At 66.7% G+C, this 18,932-nt stretch carries 14 protein-coding genes and 1 tRNA gene; 10 read left to right on the top strand and 5 right to left on the bottom strand.

Features of this window, described 5'->3' with window-relative positions:
- The first annotated feature begins 2 nt into the window (after positions 1–2).
- The gene (queG, locus tag RI032_RS15645; RefSeq protein WP_010486580.1) at positions 3–1,073 is read left to right on the top strand and encodes a tRNA epoxyqueuosine(34) reductase QueG; all 1,071 of its coding nucleotides are present in this window, start codon (positions 3–5) and stop codon (positions 1,071–1,073) included.
- 44 nt (positions 1,074–1,117) lie between these two features.
- Entirely contained in the window at positions 1,118–2,449 is a 1,332-nt protein-coding gene (gene xseA / locus RI032_RS15640; RefSeq protein ID WP_322547283.1) for an exodeoxyribonuclease VII large subunit, read from the top strand.
- A gap of 540 nt (positions 2,450–2,989) precedes the next feature.
- Here the strand turns inward: xseA and RI032_RS15635 are convergent.
- On the bottom strand, positions 2,990–3,886 hold the full coding sequence (locus RI032_RS15635) for a M48 family metallopeptidase (protein WP_019336850.1): 897 nt from the start codon (positions 3,884–3,886) through the stop codon (positions 2,990–2,992).
- Positions 3,887–3,975: 89 nt separating this feature from the next.
- Complete coding sequence (locus tag RI032_RS15630) at positions 3,976–5,862, bottom strand: formylglycine-generating enzyme family protein (RefSeq protein WP_322547282.1); 1,887 nt, start codon at positions 5,860–5,862, stop codon at positions 3,976–3,978.
- Between the two features lie 84 nt (positions 5,863–5,946).
- Here RI032_RS15630 and rnd point away from each other — a divergent pair, with 84 nt between their 5' ends.
- From rnd to RI032_RS15615, 3 genes are all read left to right on the top strand, one after another.
- Positions 5,947–7,026, top strand: coding sequence for a ribonuclease D (gene rnd, locus RI032_RS15625; protein WP_322547281.1), 1,080 nt, complete (start codon positions 5,947–5,949; stop codon positions 7,024–7,026).
- Positions 7,027–7,230: 204 nt separating this feature from the next.
- Entirely contained in the window at positions 7,231–7,962 is a 732-nt protein-coding gene (locus RI032_RS15620; protein ID WP_322547280.1) for a hypothetical protein, read from the top strand.
- A gap of 119 nt (positions 7,963–8,081) precedes the next feature.
- Entirely contained in the window at positions 8,082–10,154 is a 2,073-nt protein-coding gene (locus tag RI032_RS15615) for a DUF4034 domain-containing protein (protein WP_322547279.1), read from the top strand.
- Between the two features lie 88 nt (positions 10,155–10,242).
- On the opposite strand, the gene RI032_RS15610 is transcribed toward RI032_RS15615, so the two are convergent.
- Both RI032_RS15610 and RI032_RS15605 read right to left on the bottom strand, forming a co-directional pair.
- On the bottom strand, positions 10,243–12,573 hold the full coding sequence (locus RI032_RS15610) for a TonB-dependent receptor (protein WP_100446290.1): 2,331 nt from the start codon (positions 12,571–12,573) through the stop codon (positions 10,243–10,245).
- Between the two features lie 180 nt (positions 12,574–12,753).
- Complete coding sequence (locus tag RI032_RS15605) at positions 12,754–13,335, bottom strand: TetR/AcrR family transcriptional regulator (protein ID WP_010486565.1); 582 nt, start codon at positions 13,333–13,335, stop codon at positions 12,754–12,756.
- A gap of 101 nt (positions 13,336–13,436) precedes the next feature.
- Between RI032_RS15605 and RI032_RS15600 the strand changes: the two genes are divergently transcribed.
- The 5 genes from RI032_RS15600 to RI032_RS15580 all read left to right on the top strand — a co-directional run bounded on the left by RI032_RS15600 (position 13,437) and on the right by RI032_RS15580 (position 17,863).
- Positions 13,437–14,492 carry a sugar phosphate isomerase/epimerase family protein gene (locus RI032_RS15600; protein ID WP_322547278.1) on the top strand — a complete coding sequence of 352 codons (1,056 nt, stop codon included), beginning with the start codon at positions 13,437–13,439 and terminating at the stop codon, positions 14,490–14,492.
- A gap of 21 nt (positions 14,493–14,513) precedes the next feature.
- A complete protein-coding gene (locus RI032_RS15595; protein WP_010486561.1) occupies positions 14,514–15,407 on the top strand; it encodes an alpha/beta fold hydrolase in 894 nt (297 codons plus the stop codon).
- Positions 15,397–16,323, top strand: a complete 927-nt coding sequence (locus tag RI032_RS15590) for an alpha/beta hydrolase (protein ID WP_099559648.1) — start codon at positions 15,397–15,399, stop codon at positions 16,321–16,323. The genes RI032_RS15595 and RI032_RS15590 overlap by 11 nt, the downstream gene beginning before the upstream one ends.
- A gap of 99 nt (positions 16,324–16,422) precedes the next feature.
- Positions 16,423–16,498 (top strand) — tRNA-Ala (locus RI032_RS15585).
- Between the two features lie 156 nt (positions 16,499–16,654).
- Positions 16,655–17,863, top strand: a complete 1,209-nt coding sequence (locus RI032_RS15580; protein ID WP_322547277.1) for a tyrosine-type recombinase/integrase — start codon at positions 16,655–16,657, stop codon at positions 17,861–17,863.
- A 72-nt stretch (positions 17,864–17,935) separates the two neighbouring features.
- Here the strand turns inward: RI032_RS15580 and RI032_RS15575 are convergent, their stop codons facing one another.
- Positions 17,936–18,919: a hypothetical protein gene (locus tag RI032_RS15575; RefSeq protein ID WP_322547276.1), complete on the bottom strand. Its 984-nt coding sequence runs from the start codon at positions 18,917–18,919 to the stop codon at positions 17,936–17,938.
- Positions 18,920–18,932 lie beyond the last annotated feature (13 nt).

Genomic DNA, 18,932 nt, shown 5'->3' with positions numbered 1-18,932 from the left:
ACATGTCCCCTGCCCCCACCCCTGTCGATCCGGCCCAGGCCGTGCAGCGCATCCGCGAACTGGCCCGTGCGCATGGCTTCCAGCGCTGCGGCATCGCCGGCATCGAGCTGGGCGAGGATGAAGCGCACCTGGCCGACTGGCTGGGCCAGGGCCTGTACGGCACGATGGACTGGATGGCGCGCCACGGCACCCTGCGCGCGCGCCCGGCGGAGCTGCTGCCCGGCACCGTACGGGTGATCTCGGTGGGCATGGACTACAGCCACAAGGACGACACCGAAGCCTGGGCGACCCTGGCCGACCCGGGACGTGCCTACGTGGCGCGCTACGCGCTGGGCCGCGACTACCACAAGCTGATGCGCAACCGCCTGCAGAAGCTGGCCACGCAGATCAACGATGAAGTGGCACCGCTGGGCTACCGCGTGTTCGTCGATTCGGCCCCCGTGCTGGAACGCGCACTGGCGCGCAATGCCGGTCTCGGCTGGATCGGCAAGCACACCTGCCTGATCGATCGTCATGGCGGCTCATGGTTCTTCATCGGCGAGATCTACATCGATATCCCGCTGCCGATCGATGCCCCGGCCACTGCACATTGCGGTACCTGCACGCGCTGCATCGATGTCTGCCCGACCCAGGCCATCACCGGCCCGCAGCGTCTGGATGCACGACGCTGTATCTCCTACCTGACCATCGAGCACGACGGCGCCATTCCCGAAGACATGCGCCCGTTGATCGGCAACCGCATCTACGGCTGTGACGACTGCCAACTGGTCTGCCCTTGGAACAAGTTCGCCAAGCGTACCGACGAGGCCGATTTCCGCGCACGCAACAACCTCGATACCGCGCGGCTTGACCAGCTGTTCGCCTGGGATGAAGCCGAGTTCCTGCGCCGCACCGAAGGCAGCCCGATCCGGCGCAGCGGCCATGAGCGCTGGCTGCGCAACATCGCCGTGGCGCTGGGCAATGCACCGTCCTCGGCCGAAGCGCTGGCCGCGTTGCAGACCCGCGTCGATGATCCCTCGCCGCTGGTGCGTGAACACGTGCAGTGGGGACTGGGCCAGCACACGGCGCGCTGACGTGCGATCCTGAGCACCCGCTCCACCCGCAGCACGCCGTTCCCATGCAGCCACGCAACAACGACATCCTCACCCCCAGCCAGCTCAACACCCTGGCCCGCGACCTGCTGGAAGGCAGCTTCCCGGCGATCTGGGTCGAGGCCGAGCTGGGCAGCGTGGCCCGTCCTTCCTCCGGGCACCTGTATTTCACCCTGAAGGACGCACGCGCGCAGCTGCGCGCGGCGATGTTCCGGATGAAGGCGCAGTACCTGAAGTTCGTGCCGCGCGAAGGCATGCGCGTGCTGGTGCGTGGCAAGGTGACCCTGTATGACGCTCGTGGCGAGTACCAGATGGTGCTGGACCACATGGAGGAAGCCGGCGAAGGCGCATTGCGCCGCGCCTTCGAAGAGCTGAAGGCACGCCTGGAGGCCGAGGGCCTGTTCGACCCGGCGCGCAAGCGGCCGCTGCCCGCGCACGTGCAGCGCCTGGCAGTGATCACCTCGCCCACCGGCGCCGCCGTGCGCGACGTGCTGAGCGTGCTGGCCCGCCGCTTCCCGCTGCTGGAAGTGGACTTGCTGCCGACCCTGGTGCAGGGCAGCAGCGCCGCTGCACAGATCACCCGCCTGCTGCAGGCCGCCGATGCCAGTGGTCGCTACGACGTGATCCTGCTGACCCGCGGCGGCGGTTCACTGGAAGACCTGTGGGCCTTCAACGATGAAGCACTGGCCCGTGCGATCGCCGCCAGCCGCACCCCGGTGGTGTCGGCGGTGGGCCACGAAACCGACTTCAGCTTGAGCGACTTCGCCGCCGACCTGCGCGCGCCGACACCGTCGGTGGCGGCCGAACTGCTGGTGCCGGACCAGCGCGAACTGGCGTTGCGCCTGCGCCGCACAGCGGCACGCATGGTGCAGCTGCAGCGGCACACGATGCAGCAGGCGATGCAGCGTGCCGACCGTGCGCTGCTGCGCCTCAACGCGCAGAGCCCGCAGGCCAGGCTGGATCTGCTGCGTCGCCGCCAGCTGGACCTGGGCCGGCGCCTGCATGCCGCGTTCAATCAGCAGCAGGAACGCCGTGCCGCACGCCTGCGCCATGCAGCGGCGGTGTTGCGCGGGCACCATCCGCAGCGCCAGCTCGACGCGATGCAGCGCCGCCTCGCCGCCCTGCGTGGGCGTCCGCAGGCTGCAATGCAGCGCCTGCTGGAACGCGATGCACTGCGCCTGCGCGGGCTGGCGCGTTCGCTGGAAGCGGTCAGCCCGCTGGCGACCGTGGCCCGCGGCTACAGCATCCTCACCCGCAGCGACGACGGCACTCTGGTGCGGAAGGTCGATCAGGTGCAGCCTGGCGATGCGCTGCAGGCGCGCGTCGGCGACGGCGTGATCGACGTGCAGGTCAAGTAGAGGGTTGTTCGGCAGGGCTGCGCCCTGCACCCACAGAGGCTTCAAGCCAAGGCAACGTCAACGTCAAAAGCAGGCATTCCGTGGGATGGCGGGGCGATGTCGGAGTGCGGGGACGCCGCAAGTACGTCCTTGTAGGCTTGGCAGCCGCATCCATGCGGCTGACACCCCGCACTCCGACACCGCCCCACCTCTGACAGATTCCGGTGGCTGTTGGTAGGTGTCGACCTTGGTCGACACGGTAGATCCACGCATGTGTGGATGAATCTCCATCGGAATCGAATATTTCGAATCGAGATCGAAAAGCATCCGCGCATGGCGTGGATCTACTGCAGGTCGCAGAAATCTGTCGAAGGCGGGGTGGGTCCGGTTGCGGGAGTGTCCGCGGCATGGATGCCGCGGCCAAGCCCCCATGGACGGGTTTACGGCGTCTCCCGCAACCGGACCCACCCCGCCATCCCACGGATAGCCAGCCTTTGCTTCGGCGGTTGCTGTTGCTCTGGCTTCGGCAGGTGCAGGGCTGCAAGCCCTGCCGAACACCCTCTACTTTGCCTGCTCGCAGAACTTCTGCCGGTACTCGAGTGCCTTCGGCATTAGCGCCTGCAGGTTCTGGATGCGGGTGCCCGGGTTCGGGTGGGTCGAGGAAAACTCCGGTGGTGACTGGCCACCACTGGCCTGGCCCATGCGCTGCCACAGCGGCACCGCCTCGCGTGGGTCGAAGCACGCCGCCGCCGCCAGCATCAGGCCCACTTCGTCGGCCTGTGTCTCGTGGCTGCGTGCATACGGCAACAGGTAACCGTAGCCCATCGCTGACATCATCATCTGTTGCTGCTGCGCATCCATGCCGCTGGCGGCGCCGGCCACCTGCCCGATCTGGGTCAGCTTCTGCTGGGCCATGCGCTGTGCACCATGGCGCAGCAGCGCATGCGCGATCTCGTGGCCCATCACCACCGCCATCGCATCGCGGGTGCGCGCCACCGGCACCAGCCCGGTGTAGACCGCCATCTTGCCGCCCGGCAGGCAGAACGCATTGGCCTGGTCGGACGGAATCACGTTCACTTCCCACTGGAAATCCCGCGCGAAGTGCGCCGGCTGCACGCCATGCTCCTGGGCCAGCGCGGTCTCCACCACATCGACCTTGGCGATCAGGCGCTGGGCGATGTCACGCACATCACGCGCGATCGGTGCATTGGGGTCCATCGGCCGTTCCTGCGACAGGATCTGCTGGTAGGCCTGCAGCCCCAAAGCAGTCTCCTGGCGCGCGTCCAGGCTGCTGTCGATCATCACCTTCTCGCCGGTATAGGGATCCACCGTGCGGTTGGAAAACCAGTAGAAGACCGCGTAGCCGGCGGCCAGCAGCAGCACCCACCAGCGGATGTTGCCGAACAGGCCGCGGCGCTGCGAGCCTTGTGGCGGGCGGGAAAAGGGATCGTTGCGCATCGGGTCGGCTTCCAGCAGGCCCCGCCGGCCGGCGGGCACGGCGCAATCTTAGTGCGCCGATGCCAGCAACGGGTGAAGCCGGCTGCCGATCAGATGCCGCGTACCAGGCGGAAGCCGATGCGCGCGTTGGTGGTATCCGAGTCCTGGGATTGCCGCCAGGCGGCGCGGGTCTGCTCCGGCGCATTGGCCCAGTTGCCCCCCCGGATCACCCGTGCGCGACAGCCCGGGTTGAACCAGGCGGCGCCATCGGAGGGCGCGCGCCGGTAGCTGGCATGCCAGCAATCGGCCACCCATTCGCTGAGATTGCCGCCCATATCGTGCAGGCCGAAGGCATTGGCCTGGAAACTCCCTACCGGTGCCGGCCCCCACCAGCCATCGCCATAGCCGATGAAGGCGTTGTGCCAATGCCGCCCGGACGGCGACACATCCTTGCTGCCGGTGAAATTGCCGCTGCCCGGCGGCGGCGTGCCCGCATCGCCCCAAGGGTAGCGACCACTGTTGCCGCCGCGCAGCGCGTACTCGAACTCTGCTTCACTGGGCAACCGGTAGCTGCGCCCGGTCTGCTCGGACAACCACGCCGCATAGTTTTCGGCATCGCGGATGCTGACGTGCATCACCGGCGAATTGGCCATCGCGCGGCCACCGTCGTAATCCGAGCGCCAGTCCACGCCGCTGCGGCGGATGAAATTGCCGCTGCGTTCGTCATAGACCACCGAATGGCCACGCCGCGTCGCCCGGGGGCGCGCGTTGGTCGCCTTCACGTAGCGCTGGAAATCGCTGACCGTGACCTCGGTGATCGCCATCGCGAAGCCTCGATCAAAGCGCACATAGTGCGATGGTCGCTCAGCATCGCTCGAACCCGGTTCGGCATCACCGGCGCCCATCTGGAAACCGCCATGCGGCACCACCACCATCTGCGGACCGCGTCCGCCATCACGCATGGCGTCGCTGAACACCTGTCCCGGGCGGAAGCTGCCGTAGTGGGTGGCCAGGTCGATGCGCTCACGCAGCTGGGCCACCACCGCGTCTCCCGGCAGGGCGATGCGCAGGGCCTCGGCCAGTTTCTCGCGTGCCGGCTTCAGGCCCTGCGGCGTGGACAGGTCGCGCAGGCCGTCATCGCGCAACTGCAGCAATGCCGCCGCACGGATCTGCTCAATGCGCTCGAACGCGTCGGCAATGGTCGGCGACGAGTCGCGCACCTTGCTGGCTTCGGCCAGCCAGGTGCCCGCGCTGGCGAAATCGCGCGTGCGAGCAGCGTCCTCGGCACGACGGATCAACCCGCTTTCGGCCGCGGCCAGTCCCTGCCGTGCACGGCTGTTGTTCTCGTCCAGTGCCAGCGCCTCGCGGAAGTTGCCGATGGCGCCATCCCCGTCCTCGCCGATCCGGTCCGCGCGCAGGTCGTCTTCACCGGCGCGGTTGTAAGCGACCACCCGCTGGGCAAGCTCCACCCGACCCTGCAGTGCGCGTACCTTCTCGTCCTTGGGCGCCAGGGTCAGCAGCACCAGCGCCTGGCGGCCGGCCTCGGCCAGCGCCTCGCGCTGCTTCAGCGGCCGCACCAGCAACGCATCCGCCTGCTGCTGCAGGCGCTGGCGGGCACGCTGCAGGCCCTGGCGGGCCTGGCGGTCATCCGGGTCCTCTTCCTGTACTGCCAGCCACAGCGGAATGGCGGCATCGGCATCCTCATACAGCCGCCCCTCAGTGAAGGCCTGCCCGGCCGCGCGGCGCAACTGGGCCAGGCTGCGGCCCTGGCGGTCCACCCGCGGCGGCGTCCACTGCTGTACATCCTCGGCGGCATCCTCACCGGCGATGGTCACGCTGCCCTGCCCGGCCTGCGGGCGCTCGTCGCTGTCTGCGTTCGCGGACGGGCGCGCCTCCTCCCCGGCACTCCGGTCCACTGCCGTGGGGGGCGACGGCGTGCAGCCTGCCAGGGCCATGGCCAGGGCGGTGCACAGCGCGGACGACAACGGAAAACGCAAGCGGAGCCTCCTTCGGCACGGACGCGCACCGACGTTAGGCTATTCTCCCCTGCCTGAGCAAACCCGAGTAGTAGGCCCTGAACCGTGGCAACCTGGATCACCACCCCCGCCGAGCTGGATGCGTACTTCCAGCAGCGCCCGACCCGCATCGGCCTGGACACCGAATTCATCCGTGAACGCACCTTCTGGCCGCAGCTGGCCCTGGTGCAGATGGCGGTCGGGCAGGACATCCTGCTGATCGACCCGCTGATTCCCGGCATGACCGAGGCGCTGGCACCGTGGCTGGCCGATGAATCCATCACCAAGGTGATGCACAGCGCCAGCGAAGACCTGGTCGCCTTCAAGTGGGCGTGCGGCGTGCTGCCGCGACCACTGTTCGACACCCAGATCGGTGCCGCGCTGGCCGGCATCGGCGGCGGCATGGGCTACCAGAAGCTGGTGGCGGAAATCACCGGCGTCGCCCTGGCCAAGGGCGAAACCCGTTCGGACTGGATGCGCCGCCCGCTTTCGGAGTCGCAGCTGCAGTATGCCGCCGACGATGTCGAGCACCTGTTCGCGCTGCATGACGCCATTGATGCCAGGCTGCAGGCGCTCGGCCGCCAGCAGTGGCTGCACGACGATGGCGAGCGCCTGCTGGCCAGCGTCGCCAACGATGAGGACCGCTGGCCGCATCTGGCGATGCGCTCGGCGCAGTTCCTCGACGCCGCCGCACAGCACCGCCTGCTGCGCCTGCTGCGCTGGCGTGATGTGCAGGCACGCAGCAGCGACCGCCCGCGAAGCTGGATCCTGGACAACGAACTGGCCGCCACCCTGGCGCGCACGCCACCGGCCGACGAGACTGCGCTGGGCAGGCTGTTCGAGCAGTTCCCGAAGGCACCGCGCAAGCTGGCAGGCGCGGTCTGGCAGGCACTGTCCACGCCGCTGGCCGATGAGGCCGAGGCACCGCTGGCACTGCCCGCCAACGACAGCAACAAGCAGGTAGTGAAGAAGCTGCAGGACGCGGTGGCCGAACGCAGCCGCGAGCTGGGCCTGCCGGATGGCGTGCTGGCCTCCCGCAAGCATCTGGAAAGCTATCTGGAACGCCGCCAATGGCCGGCCGCACTGGCCGGCTGGCGCCAGCAGGAACTGGAGTCGCGGCTGCAGGCGTTGCTGCCGGCGAACTAGCGACCCGCATCGGCCGCCTCACGGGGCGGCCTTGCCAATGCTCGACAAGGACGTTACTGCATGCCTGCATGGCCCTTTTCCGGCATGTCACGATGGATGATCGGCTCGCTGCTGCTGGTCGGCAGCACCGCCACGGTCAGAGCAGCGTACCCGGCGTCCTGTCCATCCTCCTCTGGAGTTCCTGTAGTGCAGACACTCGAGTACATGCACGATGCGCTGTCGCGTGGCGATCGTGAGGCCGCCATCGAAGTGATGCGGGAACCACAGCGCTACCGTGCGCTGTTCAAGGATCCACAAGGGGCAGAACGTTACCTCGCTCTCGCGCAGCAGGTCGCCGATGACGCGCAGCAGCACCCCTGCATCGATCGCAGCAGCCAGCTCAACGCCTACGCGGCACTGACCGGCGGACTGGATCTCGCCCGTTCGGTTCACTACCTCGCGCTGTCGGCACGCCTGATCGAACAGGACCCCGCTGCCAGCGAGCAGGACAAGCTCGAACCCTGGCTGCATCCGCATGCCCTGATGCACGGCTATTTCGAAGCTGGTGGCGGGCTGGCCCTGGACCGCGCCGTGCCCGGCGTGGATCGCGCCGGAATCGAGGCGTGGCGACAGGGCCAGGGCACCCTCTCCTACCGGCCCGAGCTGCTGCTTGCATTTCCGCTGCACATGGACGATCCGCAACGCGAACGCCTGTTCCGGGTGACGGGGTTCGCCTTGCTGCCGCCCTCCCAATGGCACGACCGCACCGCGCTGCGCACACTCATCCACAGCGACGCCTATCTTGACTGGCTGGATGCGCGCCCGCTGCATCTCGCCTCGCGGCTGTCGATGGCACTGGAGGAAATGGCGACGCCGCCCTGGCCGGAACATCTGCGTGCAGCGGGCTATCAGGTCCACGGAGAAGCCTTGCACGATGAGGAAACCGATACGGATTGAATCTCTGCCTCAAGCAAGGCTCCTGCTGAATGCCACCGACACGGCAGCCGCATGTCCTGCTTGCCGCCGGTAACGACCGTGCTTCTAATGTCCCGCCTCGTACTCGCTGGATTGCATCAATGACAAACGGATTTGCAAAAGACGGACTTTCCCCCGAAGACCTCTCTTGGCGCGTGCAGGCGCGTACCGCACTGCAGGAGCGGCGCTATGCCGAACTGGATGCGTTGCTTGCTCCGCATGAGCTGGCCTGGCTGCAGGGAAAGAATGCGTTGCCCGGCATCCGCTGGCGGCTGCGCAACCTGCACGACGCCACGCTGACGCTGGAAGCGCGCCTGCAACAGGCCCAGCAGTGGGCCTCGGCCGCCCCCGGCAGCTACTACGCCTGGCTGCGCCTGGGCGCCTGCTGGCAAGACGCTGCCGGTGAACTGCGCAGCGCCGACGTGGCCGCACTGGTGGAGGACAGCCAGTGGCTGGCCGCACAGCTGGCCCGCGACCATGCCGTACATGCTTACCTGCAGGCGACCGCGCTGTCGCCACGGCCCGCACTGGCATTGGACGGCATCAAACGCATCATCAGTTTCCTGCGCGAACCGAACTGGCTGCGTGCGCTGCAGGCCGGCCAGCCGCCGGAATCCGATGATGCCGCGCTGGCCGAGCACTATCCGCAGGCCTGGCCGCAGGCACTGCAGCTGCTGTCGCGCTTTGGTGCACCGCTGCAGGCGTTGCCCGCCACGCTGCCGCCGCTGCTGCGCGAACGCAGCCAGGACGACTTCGATGCGCCCTTGGCGTACTGGATGCGGCTGGTGCTGGAACAGCGCCCCGACGACCTGAGCACGTTGGAGAGCACCCTGTATTTCCTGTACCCGCGTTGGGGCGGCAGCCACGAGGCGATGGAAGAGTTCATCGAGGGCAGCTGGTGTCGTGGCCTTGATCTGACGCAGAGCAATGCGCTGCGCTGGCGAAAGGCGCAGGACTGGCTGGCCGAGCTGCCACAGCGCGACGACAGCGAAACCGTCGCGGCGCACGAGCAGGCCTACGCGCAGATCCTCGATTGGCACCTGGACCGTGCCCTGCGCGCGGAGGTGCTGACCCAGCGTGCCGGACTGCGCTACCGGCTCGGGCGCCGTGAGGATGCCGAGAACGACGTCCAGTGGGACGCCCAGCATATGCAGGCGGTGTTCGAGGACCTGCAGCAGGCCTGGACGCTCGACCGCGACATGGTCCTGCATGAAGGCCTCAGCAATCTCGAGGCCTGCGCCTGGTTTGCCCACGTCGATGGTGCCGAAGCGCTGTTCGCCCAGGTGGTGGACTACGCGGCACGCGAAGGTGATTCCGCGATCGGCCTGCTCTGGGCGGCCACCGCCATCGAGCATGGACTGCTCGGCCAGACCGCCGACCCGGTACGTGCCGCGCCCCTGCTGCAGCGCGCCCTGGAACTTGCACCGCGGGAGAACACCTCTGCAGTCACCTTCGCGGCCAACCTGTTCTGCGATGTATCACAGGCCGCCGGCCTGTCGCTGCTGCAGCGCATGGCCGACGATGGCGACGCCGGCGCGATGTCGGCACTCTGCGACCTGTACAAGGGCCGCCTGGGTGGCCGTGACCAGCCTCAGTTCGTTGATGCAGAAAAGGCCGCTCACTGGCAGGAGCGTGCGGTGGAAGGCGGCGACCTGATCGCCACCTACAACTTGGCCGTGCGCCTGGTCGCTGCCGGTGGCGCCGGCAACGAAGCCCGCGCGCGTGAGCTGTATCTGCGCTGCCTGGATGAAGCGGAAACCGGTGAACGCGTCTGGGCCCCCACTTGCCGCAACCTGGCCTGCTTGGCATTGGATGGCGAGAACGACGCGCACAAGCGCGAAGCGGTCGAGCGCGCATTGATCCCGCTGTGGTGGCGCGGCGATGACGACGACAAGCTGTGGGCGGCCGGCTATCTGGCCGACGTCTACCACTTCGGCAACGGCGTGCCGGCCAACGCCTTCCTGGCGCTGACCTGGCTGCAACGCGCCAGCGAGATCGATCCGGAGTATGTGGATGTGGTGCGCATGGCGCCGCTGATCAATGGCGAAGGTCGCTGGTTCGGTGCCAGCCGCGCACGCAGGCAGCAGGCGCAGGACCGCCAGCAGGTGGACAGCGCCACCTGGGCCCTGACCTTCGGCCAGCGCAGCCAAGACAGCGACCTTACCGCGGTCTGAAGCAACGCAAAGGGCGGCCCGGAACTCCGGGCCGCCCTTTGCTTTCCAGCAGTGCGATGGCGGGAGGCCCCGCCACCGCGCCAGAGCCTTACCAGTTCATGTTCAGCGAGACACCCACGGTACGCGGTTCGTTGTAGACCGCCGCCATGTAGTTCTCGATCACACCCTTGAGGTTCTTCTCGTTGGTGATGTTGCGCGCGAACAGCGCAACTTCGTAGGCACCGTAGTTGCCCGAGTAGCCGATCTTCAGGCCACCTTCGAAGTCGCCCTTGGAGTTGAACTCCTTGCTGTCGTACAGCACGAAGCTGGTGTAACCCTGCTTGTTCCAGTCGGTGGAGACGAACATGGTGCCGGCGTCGCTGACCGGGAAGTCGTAGCGGGCAGCCAGGTTCACGTTGTACTTCGGCGCGTTCGGCAGCGGGTTGCCGTCGATCTGCGCGAAGGTGTTGGCACCGACCTTGATGGTCGGGTCGCCGACGGTGCAGACCACCTGGCCGTTGAGGCCGCAGACCTGCGCGTAGACGCGCTTGTCCTTGATCTCGCTGTGCAGCAGGCTCAGGCCGGCGCTCAGGGTCAGGTTCGGGATCGGGCGCAGCTCCATGTCGGCTTCGAAGCCGTAGGCCTTGGCCTTGTCGGCGTTGAACAGCACGCCGTTGCCGTCCGAATCGTTGCCGTTGAGCTGGATGTCGTTGACGGTGTAGGTGAACGCGGTGGCGTTCAGGCGCAGGCGGTTGTCCCACAGGCTGCTCTTCACGCCCGCTTCCCAGGACAGGATCGTCTCGGAATCGGCGGTGGTGAAGTCGGCATTGAACACTGCCGAACGACCCTGGATGGTCGGGCCACGGAAGCCACGCGCGACCTTGGCGTAGACGCTCACGTCCGGCGTGATCTGATACATCGCGCTCAGATCCCAGCTCGGGGTGGTGTCGGACATCTTGACGTCGGTGCGGCCCTTGTAGGTGACCACGCCGGCAGCGGTGTCGGCGGTCTTCAGCAGGCGGGTGTGCTTCTCGTCCCTGGTCTGGCGCAGGCCGGCGGTGACGGTGAACTTGTCGGTGAAGGCGTAGCTCAGCTGGCCGAAACCGGCCCACGAGGTGTTCTTGTTGCGCAGGCGCACCCAGTTGTTCGGATTGCGTGCCGCGCCCTGCAGGAACCAGGCGCGCTGGTAGAAGTCGGTGGTGTCGCTGCCGTTGAAGTAGAACGCACCGGCCTGCCACTGCAGCGCGCTGTCGTCATGGCTGGCCAGGCGGAATTCCTGGGTCCACTGGTCCAGGTCGCGGATGCGGCCCATCGACTGGCCGTAGCCGTTCGGCACGCCGTTCACCGGGAAGTTCACCGCAGCGCCGCCGTCGGTGTCGCCACGGCTGTAGCCGGAGGTGGTTTCGTAGGCGGTGATCGAGGTGAAGTCGATCGCGCCGAAGTCGTAACGTGCCTTCACCGAGCCGCCGTAGGTCTTGTAGGCCTGCGGATTGTTGTCGGCTTCGTCGTAGGCAACCTTGTCGCGCGGCACGTCGGTCTTGTTCGAGCCCTTGGTCAGCGCACCGCGCAGGAAGAGGGTTGAGGTACCTTCGTAATCACGAGCATGGGCCGAGGCCAGGATCGAGAACTGGTCGCTCGGGGTCAGCAGCAGCTGCGCGCGCACGTTGCGGTCATCGAAGCCGCCCATGGCGTTCTTCTTCGGGCTGACCGTGCCGTCGGCGCTCGGGCCCCTGTAGGTGTTGTCGACGTAGTCGTCGCGGTGCTGGTACAGGGCCGACACGCGGAACGAGGCGATGTCGTTGATCGGGCCGCCGAAGCCGCCGTCGATCGACACGCTGTTGTAGGTGGCGTAGCTGGCGCTGACGCGGCCGGTATAGTCCTGGGTCGGCTTCAGGGTGTCGAACTTGACGATGCCGGCGGTGGTGTTGCGGCCGAACAGCGAGCCCTGCGGGCCGCGCAGCACTTCCACCTGGTCCACGTCAAAGACCGGGTTGGACTTCAGCACCACGTGTTCCAGCACCACGTCGTCCTGGATGATCGAGACCGGCTGCGAGGCACCCAGGTAGAAGTCGATGTTGCCCAGGCCGCGGATGTAGAAGCGCGGGAAGATACGGCCGGTGGTGGTTTCCGCATACAGGCTCGGCACGCGGCCGGACAGCGCCAGCAGGGTGTCGTCGCCGCCAGCGGTGAAGTCGCGCATGCGCTCGCCCTGCACCACGCCGACCGAAACCGGCACTTCCTGCAGGTTCTGCTCACGGTGTTCGGCGGTCACGGTGATCGTGTCCAGGCCGGTCGGGGTCGGCGCGCTGTCCTGCGCGGCGGCGCCGAAGCTGCCGACCAGGGCCAGACCGGCACAGGCCAGTGCCAGCGGGTGGCGGCGGAAGGAAACAAGGGAAGACGACAGACCCGACAGGCGGCGGGAATCGGTATGGGAGGGCATGCAATGCTCTGAGGAGGCGTCCGAGCGGCCTGCGCGGGCCGGGCGGCAAAAAGGAGGAAAACTGCGCAAGCGGCCATTATCCCCCAAACTGTTACGATTTCGTTGCGCAGCACCCAAACCCGGCGAAACAAGCGCTTTCGGCACAGTTACAGGGCATTCCGCACGCCCTGAAGGCTTGACTCAGGGCAGCGGGGTCAACGCGACATCGACCATCGCCAGCAGGCGCTCGCGGCTGATGCCGTCACGCGCCTGCACCGAGATGCCATGCAGCACCGTGGCGAAGTGGTCGCCCAGCGCCTGCACCGCCGCGTCGTCGGCCAGCTCCCCCTCGGCCTGCGCCTGCTGCAGCCGCGCGATGATCGCCGCCGTGCGCTGGCGACGATGACTGGCCAGCCAGTCCCGCACGCCTTCGCCATCGGGCGACACGCTGCTGGCCGAGGACACCACCAGGCAACCATGCGGGCGCCCGCGACGGGTGTAGGTCATCACCGCCTCGCGCAGCATCGAACCGATCGCCTCACGCAATGTTGCCTGCTCCAGCGCGCGCGGCGCGAAACCGCCCTCGCCTTCTTCGTACAGCGCCACGGCTTCGCGGAACAACTGCTCCTTGCTGCCGAACGCGGCGTAGATGCGTGCAGAGGCAATGCCCAGTGCTTCGACCAGTGCCGACATCGACGTGCCTTCATAGCCGTGCTGCCAGAACAGCAGCATCGCCTTGCGCAACGCCTGGTCCCTGTCGAATTCGCGCGGTCGCCCTGCCATCTGCCTGCCTGCTCCAGTGAGGCGCGCAGTGTAACGCGGGTGTTGACCATCGCGAGAGTCGCGCCTATTCTTTGTCGACCGACAAATAATTGGAGCAACACATGCAGACCCTCAAGGGCCCCAGCCTGCACCTGGCGCAGTTCGCCGGCGACCAGGCCCCGTTCAACTCACTTGCCAGCATTGCCGCGTGGGCCGCCGGCCACGGTTTCAAGGCGCTGCAGATTCCCGCGTGGGATGCACGCCTGTTCGACCTGGCCACCGCCGCCGACAGCCAGGAATACTGCGACGACATCCGTGGCACCCTGGCCGAGCACGGCCTGCAGGTCAGTGAGCTGACCACCCACATCCTCGGCCAGCTGGTGGCCGTGCATCCGGCCTACGATGAACTCTGCGATGGCTTCGCGCCGGAAGCACTGCGCGGCAATCCGCAGGCCCGCACGGAATGGGCACAGCAGCAGCTGCACCTGGCCGCTCGCGCCTCGCGCCGTCTTGGGTTGCAGGACATGGGCACCTTCTCCGGCTCGTTCGCCTGGCCCTACCTGTTCCCGTTCCCGCAGCGCCCGCCGGGCCTGATCGATGCCGCCTTCGATGAACTGGCCCGCCGCTGGCGGCCGATTCTCGACAGCTGCGAGGACAATGGCATCAACCTCTGCTACGAGATCCATCCCAGCGAAGACCTGCACGACGGCACCAGCTTCGAGCGCTTCTTCGAGCGCGTCGGCCAGCACGAGCGCTGCCGCATCCTGTTTGATCCCAGCCACTTCGTGCTGCAGCAGCTCGACTACCTGCAGTACCTCGACATCTACCACCCGCTGATCCGCATGTTCCACGTCAAGGATGCGGAGTTCCGCCCCAGCGGCCGCCAGGGCATCTATGGCGGCTACGCCGACTGGACCGAGCGCGCCGGCCGCTTCCGCTCGCTGGGCGACGGCCAGGTCGACTTCAAGTCGATCTTCTGCAAGCTGGCCCAGTACGACTACCAGGGCTGGGCGACGCTGGAATGGGAGTGCTGCCTGAAGGACCAGGAAGCAGGCGCGCGCGAAGGCGCTGCATTCATCCACGACCACATCATTCCGGTCACCGACAAGATCTTCGACGACTTCGCCGGTGCACCGATCAGCACCGCGCAGATGCAGCAGATGCTCGGCATCGCCTGAGCCCCAACGGAGCACTCCCTCATGACCACTTCTCTTTCCGCTGGCGCTGCCGGCGACGCTCCCCTGCGCCACCATTACCTGCGCATCGACGGCCAGCGCGTGCATTGCGTGTCCGCGGGTCATGGTGAACCCGTATTGCTGATTCCCGGCTGGCCGCAGACCTGGTACGCCTGGCGCCATGTGCTGCACGCCCTGGCCGAAGCCGGCTTCGAAGCCATCGCGGTCGATCCGCCGGGCATCGGCGAATCCGATCGCCCCAGCCACGGCTACGACACCGGCAGTGCCGCCGCCGTCCTGCACCAGACCATGCAGGCGCTGGGCCACGAGCGCTACCAGGTAGTCGGACATGACATCGGTATGTGGATTGCCTATGCACTGGCCAGCGACCAGCCGCAGGCGGTGCGCCAGCTGGCGGTTACCGAAGCGGTGATTCCCGGCCTGGCGCCGGAACCGGGCATCTTCGCTGCCCCGGCCGACAACATCTTCCTCTGGCACTTCATGTTCAACCAGGTCGCGGACCTGCCTGAAGCACTGATCAGTGGCCGCGAACGCGCCTACCTGGAGTTCATGTTCGACCGCTGGTCGTACCGCCGTGACGCGGTGGCTGCCGACACCTACATCGCCGCCTACAGCCGGCCCGGCGCACTGCGGGCCGGCTTCGCCTGGTACCGCGCGATCCCGGAAACCATCCGCCAGAACAAGGAACGTGCACAGCGCCGGCTGGCGATGCCGGTGCTGGCCATCGGCGCCGAGCACGCCACCGCCGATGCGCCGATGCTGACCCTGCAACCGCACGCCGACAACGTGCGCGGCAGCATCGTGCCGGGCTGCGGCCACTTCATCATGGAAGAAGCGCCGCAGGCGTTCCTGGCGCAGCTGCTGCCGTTCCTGCAGGAGGTGCGCCATGCAGCTTGAACCGGCGCTGCAGCAGTTCGTCGATGCCGTCGCGGCGCATCCGCTGCCGGAGGAGCTGCGCGAACTGCGGGCGATCAGCGAGAGTGCGCTGCCACAGTTGCAGGGTGCGCCGCAGCCGGTTGCGCATGTGATCGAACACACGGTGATCGCACGCGACGGGCAGGCGCTGGACGTCCGCCTCTACACACCGGAAGGTTTGCCCGACGGACCAGCGCCGGCCCTGCTGTTCGCCCACGGCGGCGGCTGGTTCCAGTGCTCGTTGGCGGTCTATGACGGTCCCTGCCGTGCGCTGGCCAATGCCAGTGGCTGCGTGATTGTGGCCGTGGGCTATCGGTTGGCGCCGGAACACCCGTTCCCGGTGCCGCTGCACGACGTTGCCGATGCCTGGTCGTGGCTGCAGGACAACGCCGAGCGCCTCGGGCTGGACCCGCAGCGATTGGCGATCGGCGGCGACAGCGCCGGTGGCAATCTGGCCGCCGCCTGCTGCCTGCTGCTGCGCGATCTCGGCCTGCCGCAACCGTGCCACCAGTTGCTGCTGTACCCGGCGCTGGATGCCGGCATGGGCAGCGATTCCTACCGCGACTACGCCACGGGCTACTACCTCAGCGCCGAACTGATGCAGCGCTGCTGGCAGGCCTATCTGGGCAATCTGGATCAGCCGCCGTCACTGGCCTCGCCCGCGCAGGCAACAGACCTGCAGGGGCTGGCGCCAGCCTCCGTACTCAGCTGCGAGCACGACCCGCTGCGCGACGAAGCCGAGCAGTACGCGCATCGCCTGCAGGCCGAGGGTATCGCCTGCACGCTGGAGCAACTGCCCGGGATGATCCATGCCTGCATCCACCTGCAGGGGGTGGCTGTTTCTACCGGCGTGGCGGTACAGCGCGCGGGCGCCCTGCTACGCCAGGCCCTGGCCTGAATCAGTGTGGGACGGTGGTGGCTGCACGGCTGCCGCTGTTCCGGTCCGGCCCGACGCTTGGCAAGCCCGCCGGGCAGCGCTACACTGAAACCCTGCCGTGGGGCCATAGCTCAGCTGGGAGAGCGCGTCGTTCGCAATGACGAGGTCAGGAGTTCGATCCTCCTTGGCTCCACCACTATTCAGTGCGGCAACGTACTCAGAAGGCCGGAACTCCTGAAATAACAGGGCTTCCGGCCTTTTTCGTTGCACGGTGCAGACCGGTCCAATGCGTTGCAGCTGGTGAGACGGTGGGGGCATATTTTGGGGCATCCGCCCAATGCCCCCAAGATCGATGCCCCCACTCTCCGACCTCGCAATTCGGCGCGCCAAGCCGACCGGAAAGACCCAGAAGCTGTTCGACGGCGGTGGGCTCTATCTGGAGATCTCCCCGGCCGGCAGTCGCTGGTGGCGGATGAAGTACCGCTTTGATGGGAAGGAGAAGCGCCTGGCGCTGGGGGTCTACCCCGAGGTGCCCCTGCAGCTGGCCCGGAACCGTCGCGAGGACGCACGGCGCCTGCTCGCCCAGGGCGTGGACCCGAACCAGCAGAAGAAGGAAGCCGCCGCGGCGAAGGCCGGCATGGAGGCGCAGACGTTCGGCGCGATCGCGCGCGAGTTCATGGATGGTCGGATCTGGTCCGACGACTACCGGGTGAAGGTCGAGGCCTGGATGAAGAACGACATCCTTCCGTGGATCGGCAGCCGGCAGGCGGCCGAGCTGGAGGCACCTGACTTCCTTGCCCTCGCCCGGCGGATGGAGAAGCGCGGCGCCATCGAGTCGGCGCACCGGGTCATCCAGAAGTGCGGGGAGGTGATGCGGTATGCCATCGCCTGCGGCATGGCCAAGCGTAATCCGGTCGCCGACCTGCGCGGCGCGCTGCAGCCGACGCCACGGAACCACTATGCGGCGATCACAGAGGCCCGCGAGCTGGTGCCGCTGCTGCGCGCCATCCCCGCATACCGCGGCAGGCAGGTCACACGCTGGGCATTGGCCCTGGCACCGCTGGTGTTCGTGCGCCCCGGCGAGCTGCGGAAGGCGGAATGGTCGGAGTTCGATCTGGACGCCGGGCAGTGGCTGATACCGGCCGGCCGCATGAAGCGGCGTAGGGAGCACCTGATTCCCCTATCGAAACAGGCCCTGGCCATCCTCCGCGAGATCCACCCGCTCACGGGCAAAGGGCAGTTCGTGTTCCAGGGGCGGAACAGCCCGAAGCGCCCGCTCAGCGAGAACACGATCAACGCCGCGCTGCGCAAGATGGGGTTCGAGGATGACGTGATGACCGGGCACGGGTTCCGCGCGACTGCGCGCACCATCCTGGACGAGGTGCTGGGCTTCCGGCCCGACATCATCGAGCACCAGCTGTCGCACATGGTCAAGGATCCGGACGGACGGGCTTACAACCGGACCAAGCACCTGGAAGAGCGCGCCCGGATGATGCAGGAGTGGGCGGACTACCTGGACCGGCTGCGCGACGGCAACGTGGTGCAGCTGCGGGTGGCCTGAGAGGACGCATCGAAGTTATGGAGATGCTGGCCCGCTGATTGGCGGCAGTTGAAACTCTGCCGCCAACGATTTTCATGCAGCGACCGGCGCGATAATTAGACCGGTTTCACTACCCTGGCCTCGAGTCAGCGAGACGTCCAAGTCCTCCTCTTGAGTTGCAAGGAGTTCAGGCTGAGCAAGCGGCATGAGTGCCGTTAGTACGTCCAGTATCGGATAATCTCGGCGCTCTTCTAGGAACCGACAGACTTGGCGGTCAGCAGGTCGGGGGAGCGAAACTTCCCGCGGTACACGTGCGTCAGCGTGGATGAACTGCTGAACAATTTGCCAGCCTTGATAGAAGACTTCCATGAACGAACCATCGTATGGAAGTGGCACCACGACCAAATTTCGATGATCGTCCCGCCTAATCTGATCCTGCCGTCCCTGCTGAGAAGGCACGATTGCAAGCCTAAGCCCTTGAGCACCCTCTAGATGCCGGGGATTAATCTTTACCGTTGTGCCGACCCACTGATCGGGGCCTATATCACCTACGAACAGATCTGCCTTCCACAGACCGTTGATTGAATCAGGCAGGTCCTTTCTAACTGCGCTTCGCCTAAACGCAGCAGCGACCGAATCGATGTGGCGCCTCAATTTAACTGGCTGACCTCTACTGCCAGATAGCAGACGACTCTCATCAGTAAGCACTTCTCTCGCAGTCTGGATGAGCTGGACTGCGCCGGTCTTCTCCGCACCAAATAGGATGGACGAGGGAGCTGCTCCTCGAATACGGCAGTGATCTCTCAGCGCGGTTGAAACGCGATCCAGTATCGATGGATTTGCATTTGCGATTGCATCGTGAACCGCGTACTCAAAGCTGATACCGCAATCACCATCGCCAGGGCGATAGATGCGGGGCAACTGCCGAAGCAGAACCCGTTCCAGCCCTCCCGCATCGTTGACGGCCTCAGCCTTAACCGCGAAAAGCACACCCTTTAGAATGGGAATTGTGACAGCGATGAGAGCTTGAACTTCATCAGCAACCGGGCTGCGCTGTATTTCCTTTCTAAGTTCCATGATTCCCCTGAAT

Origin of the sequence: Stenotrophomonas geniculata, assembly GCF_034508895.1 — a bacterium.
Taxonomy (GTDB): Bacteria; Pseudomonadota; Gammaproteobacteria; order Xanthomonadales; family Xanthomonadaceae; genus Stenotrophomonas; species Stenotrophomonas geniculata.
This window is presented reverse-complemented; position numbering and strand designations above follow the sequence as displayed.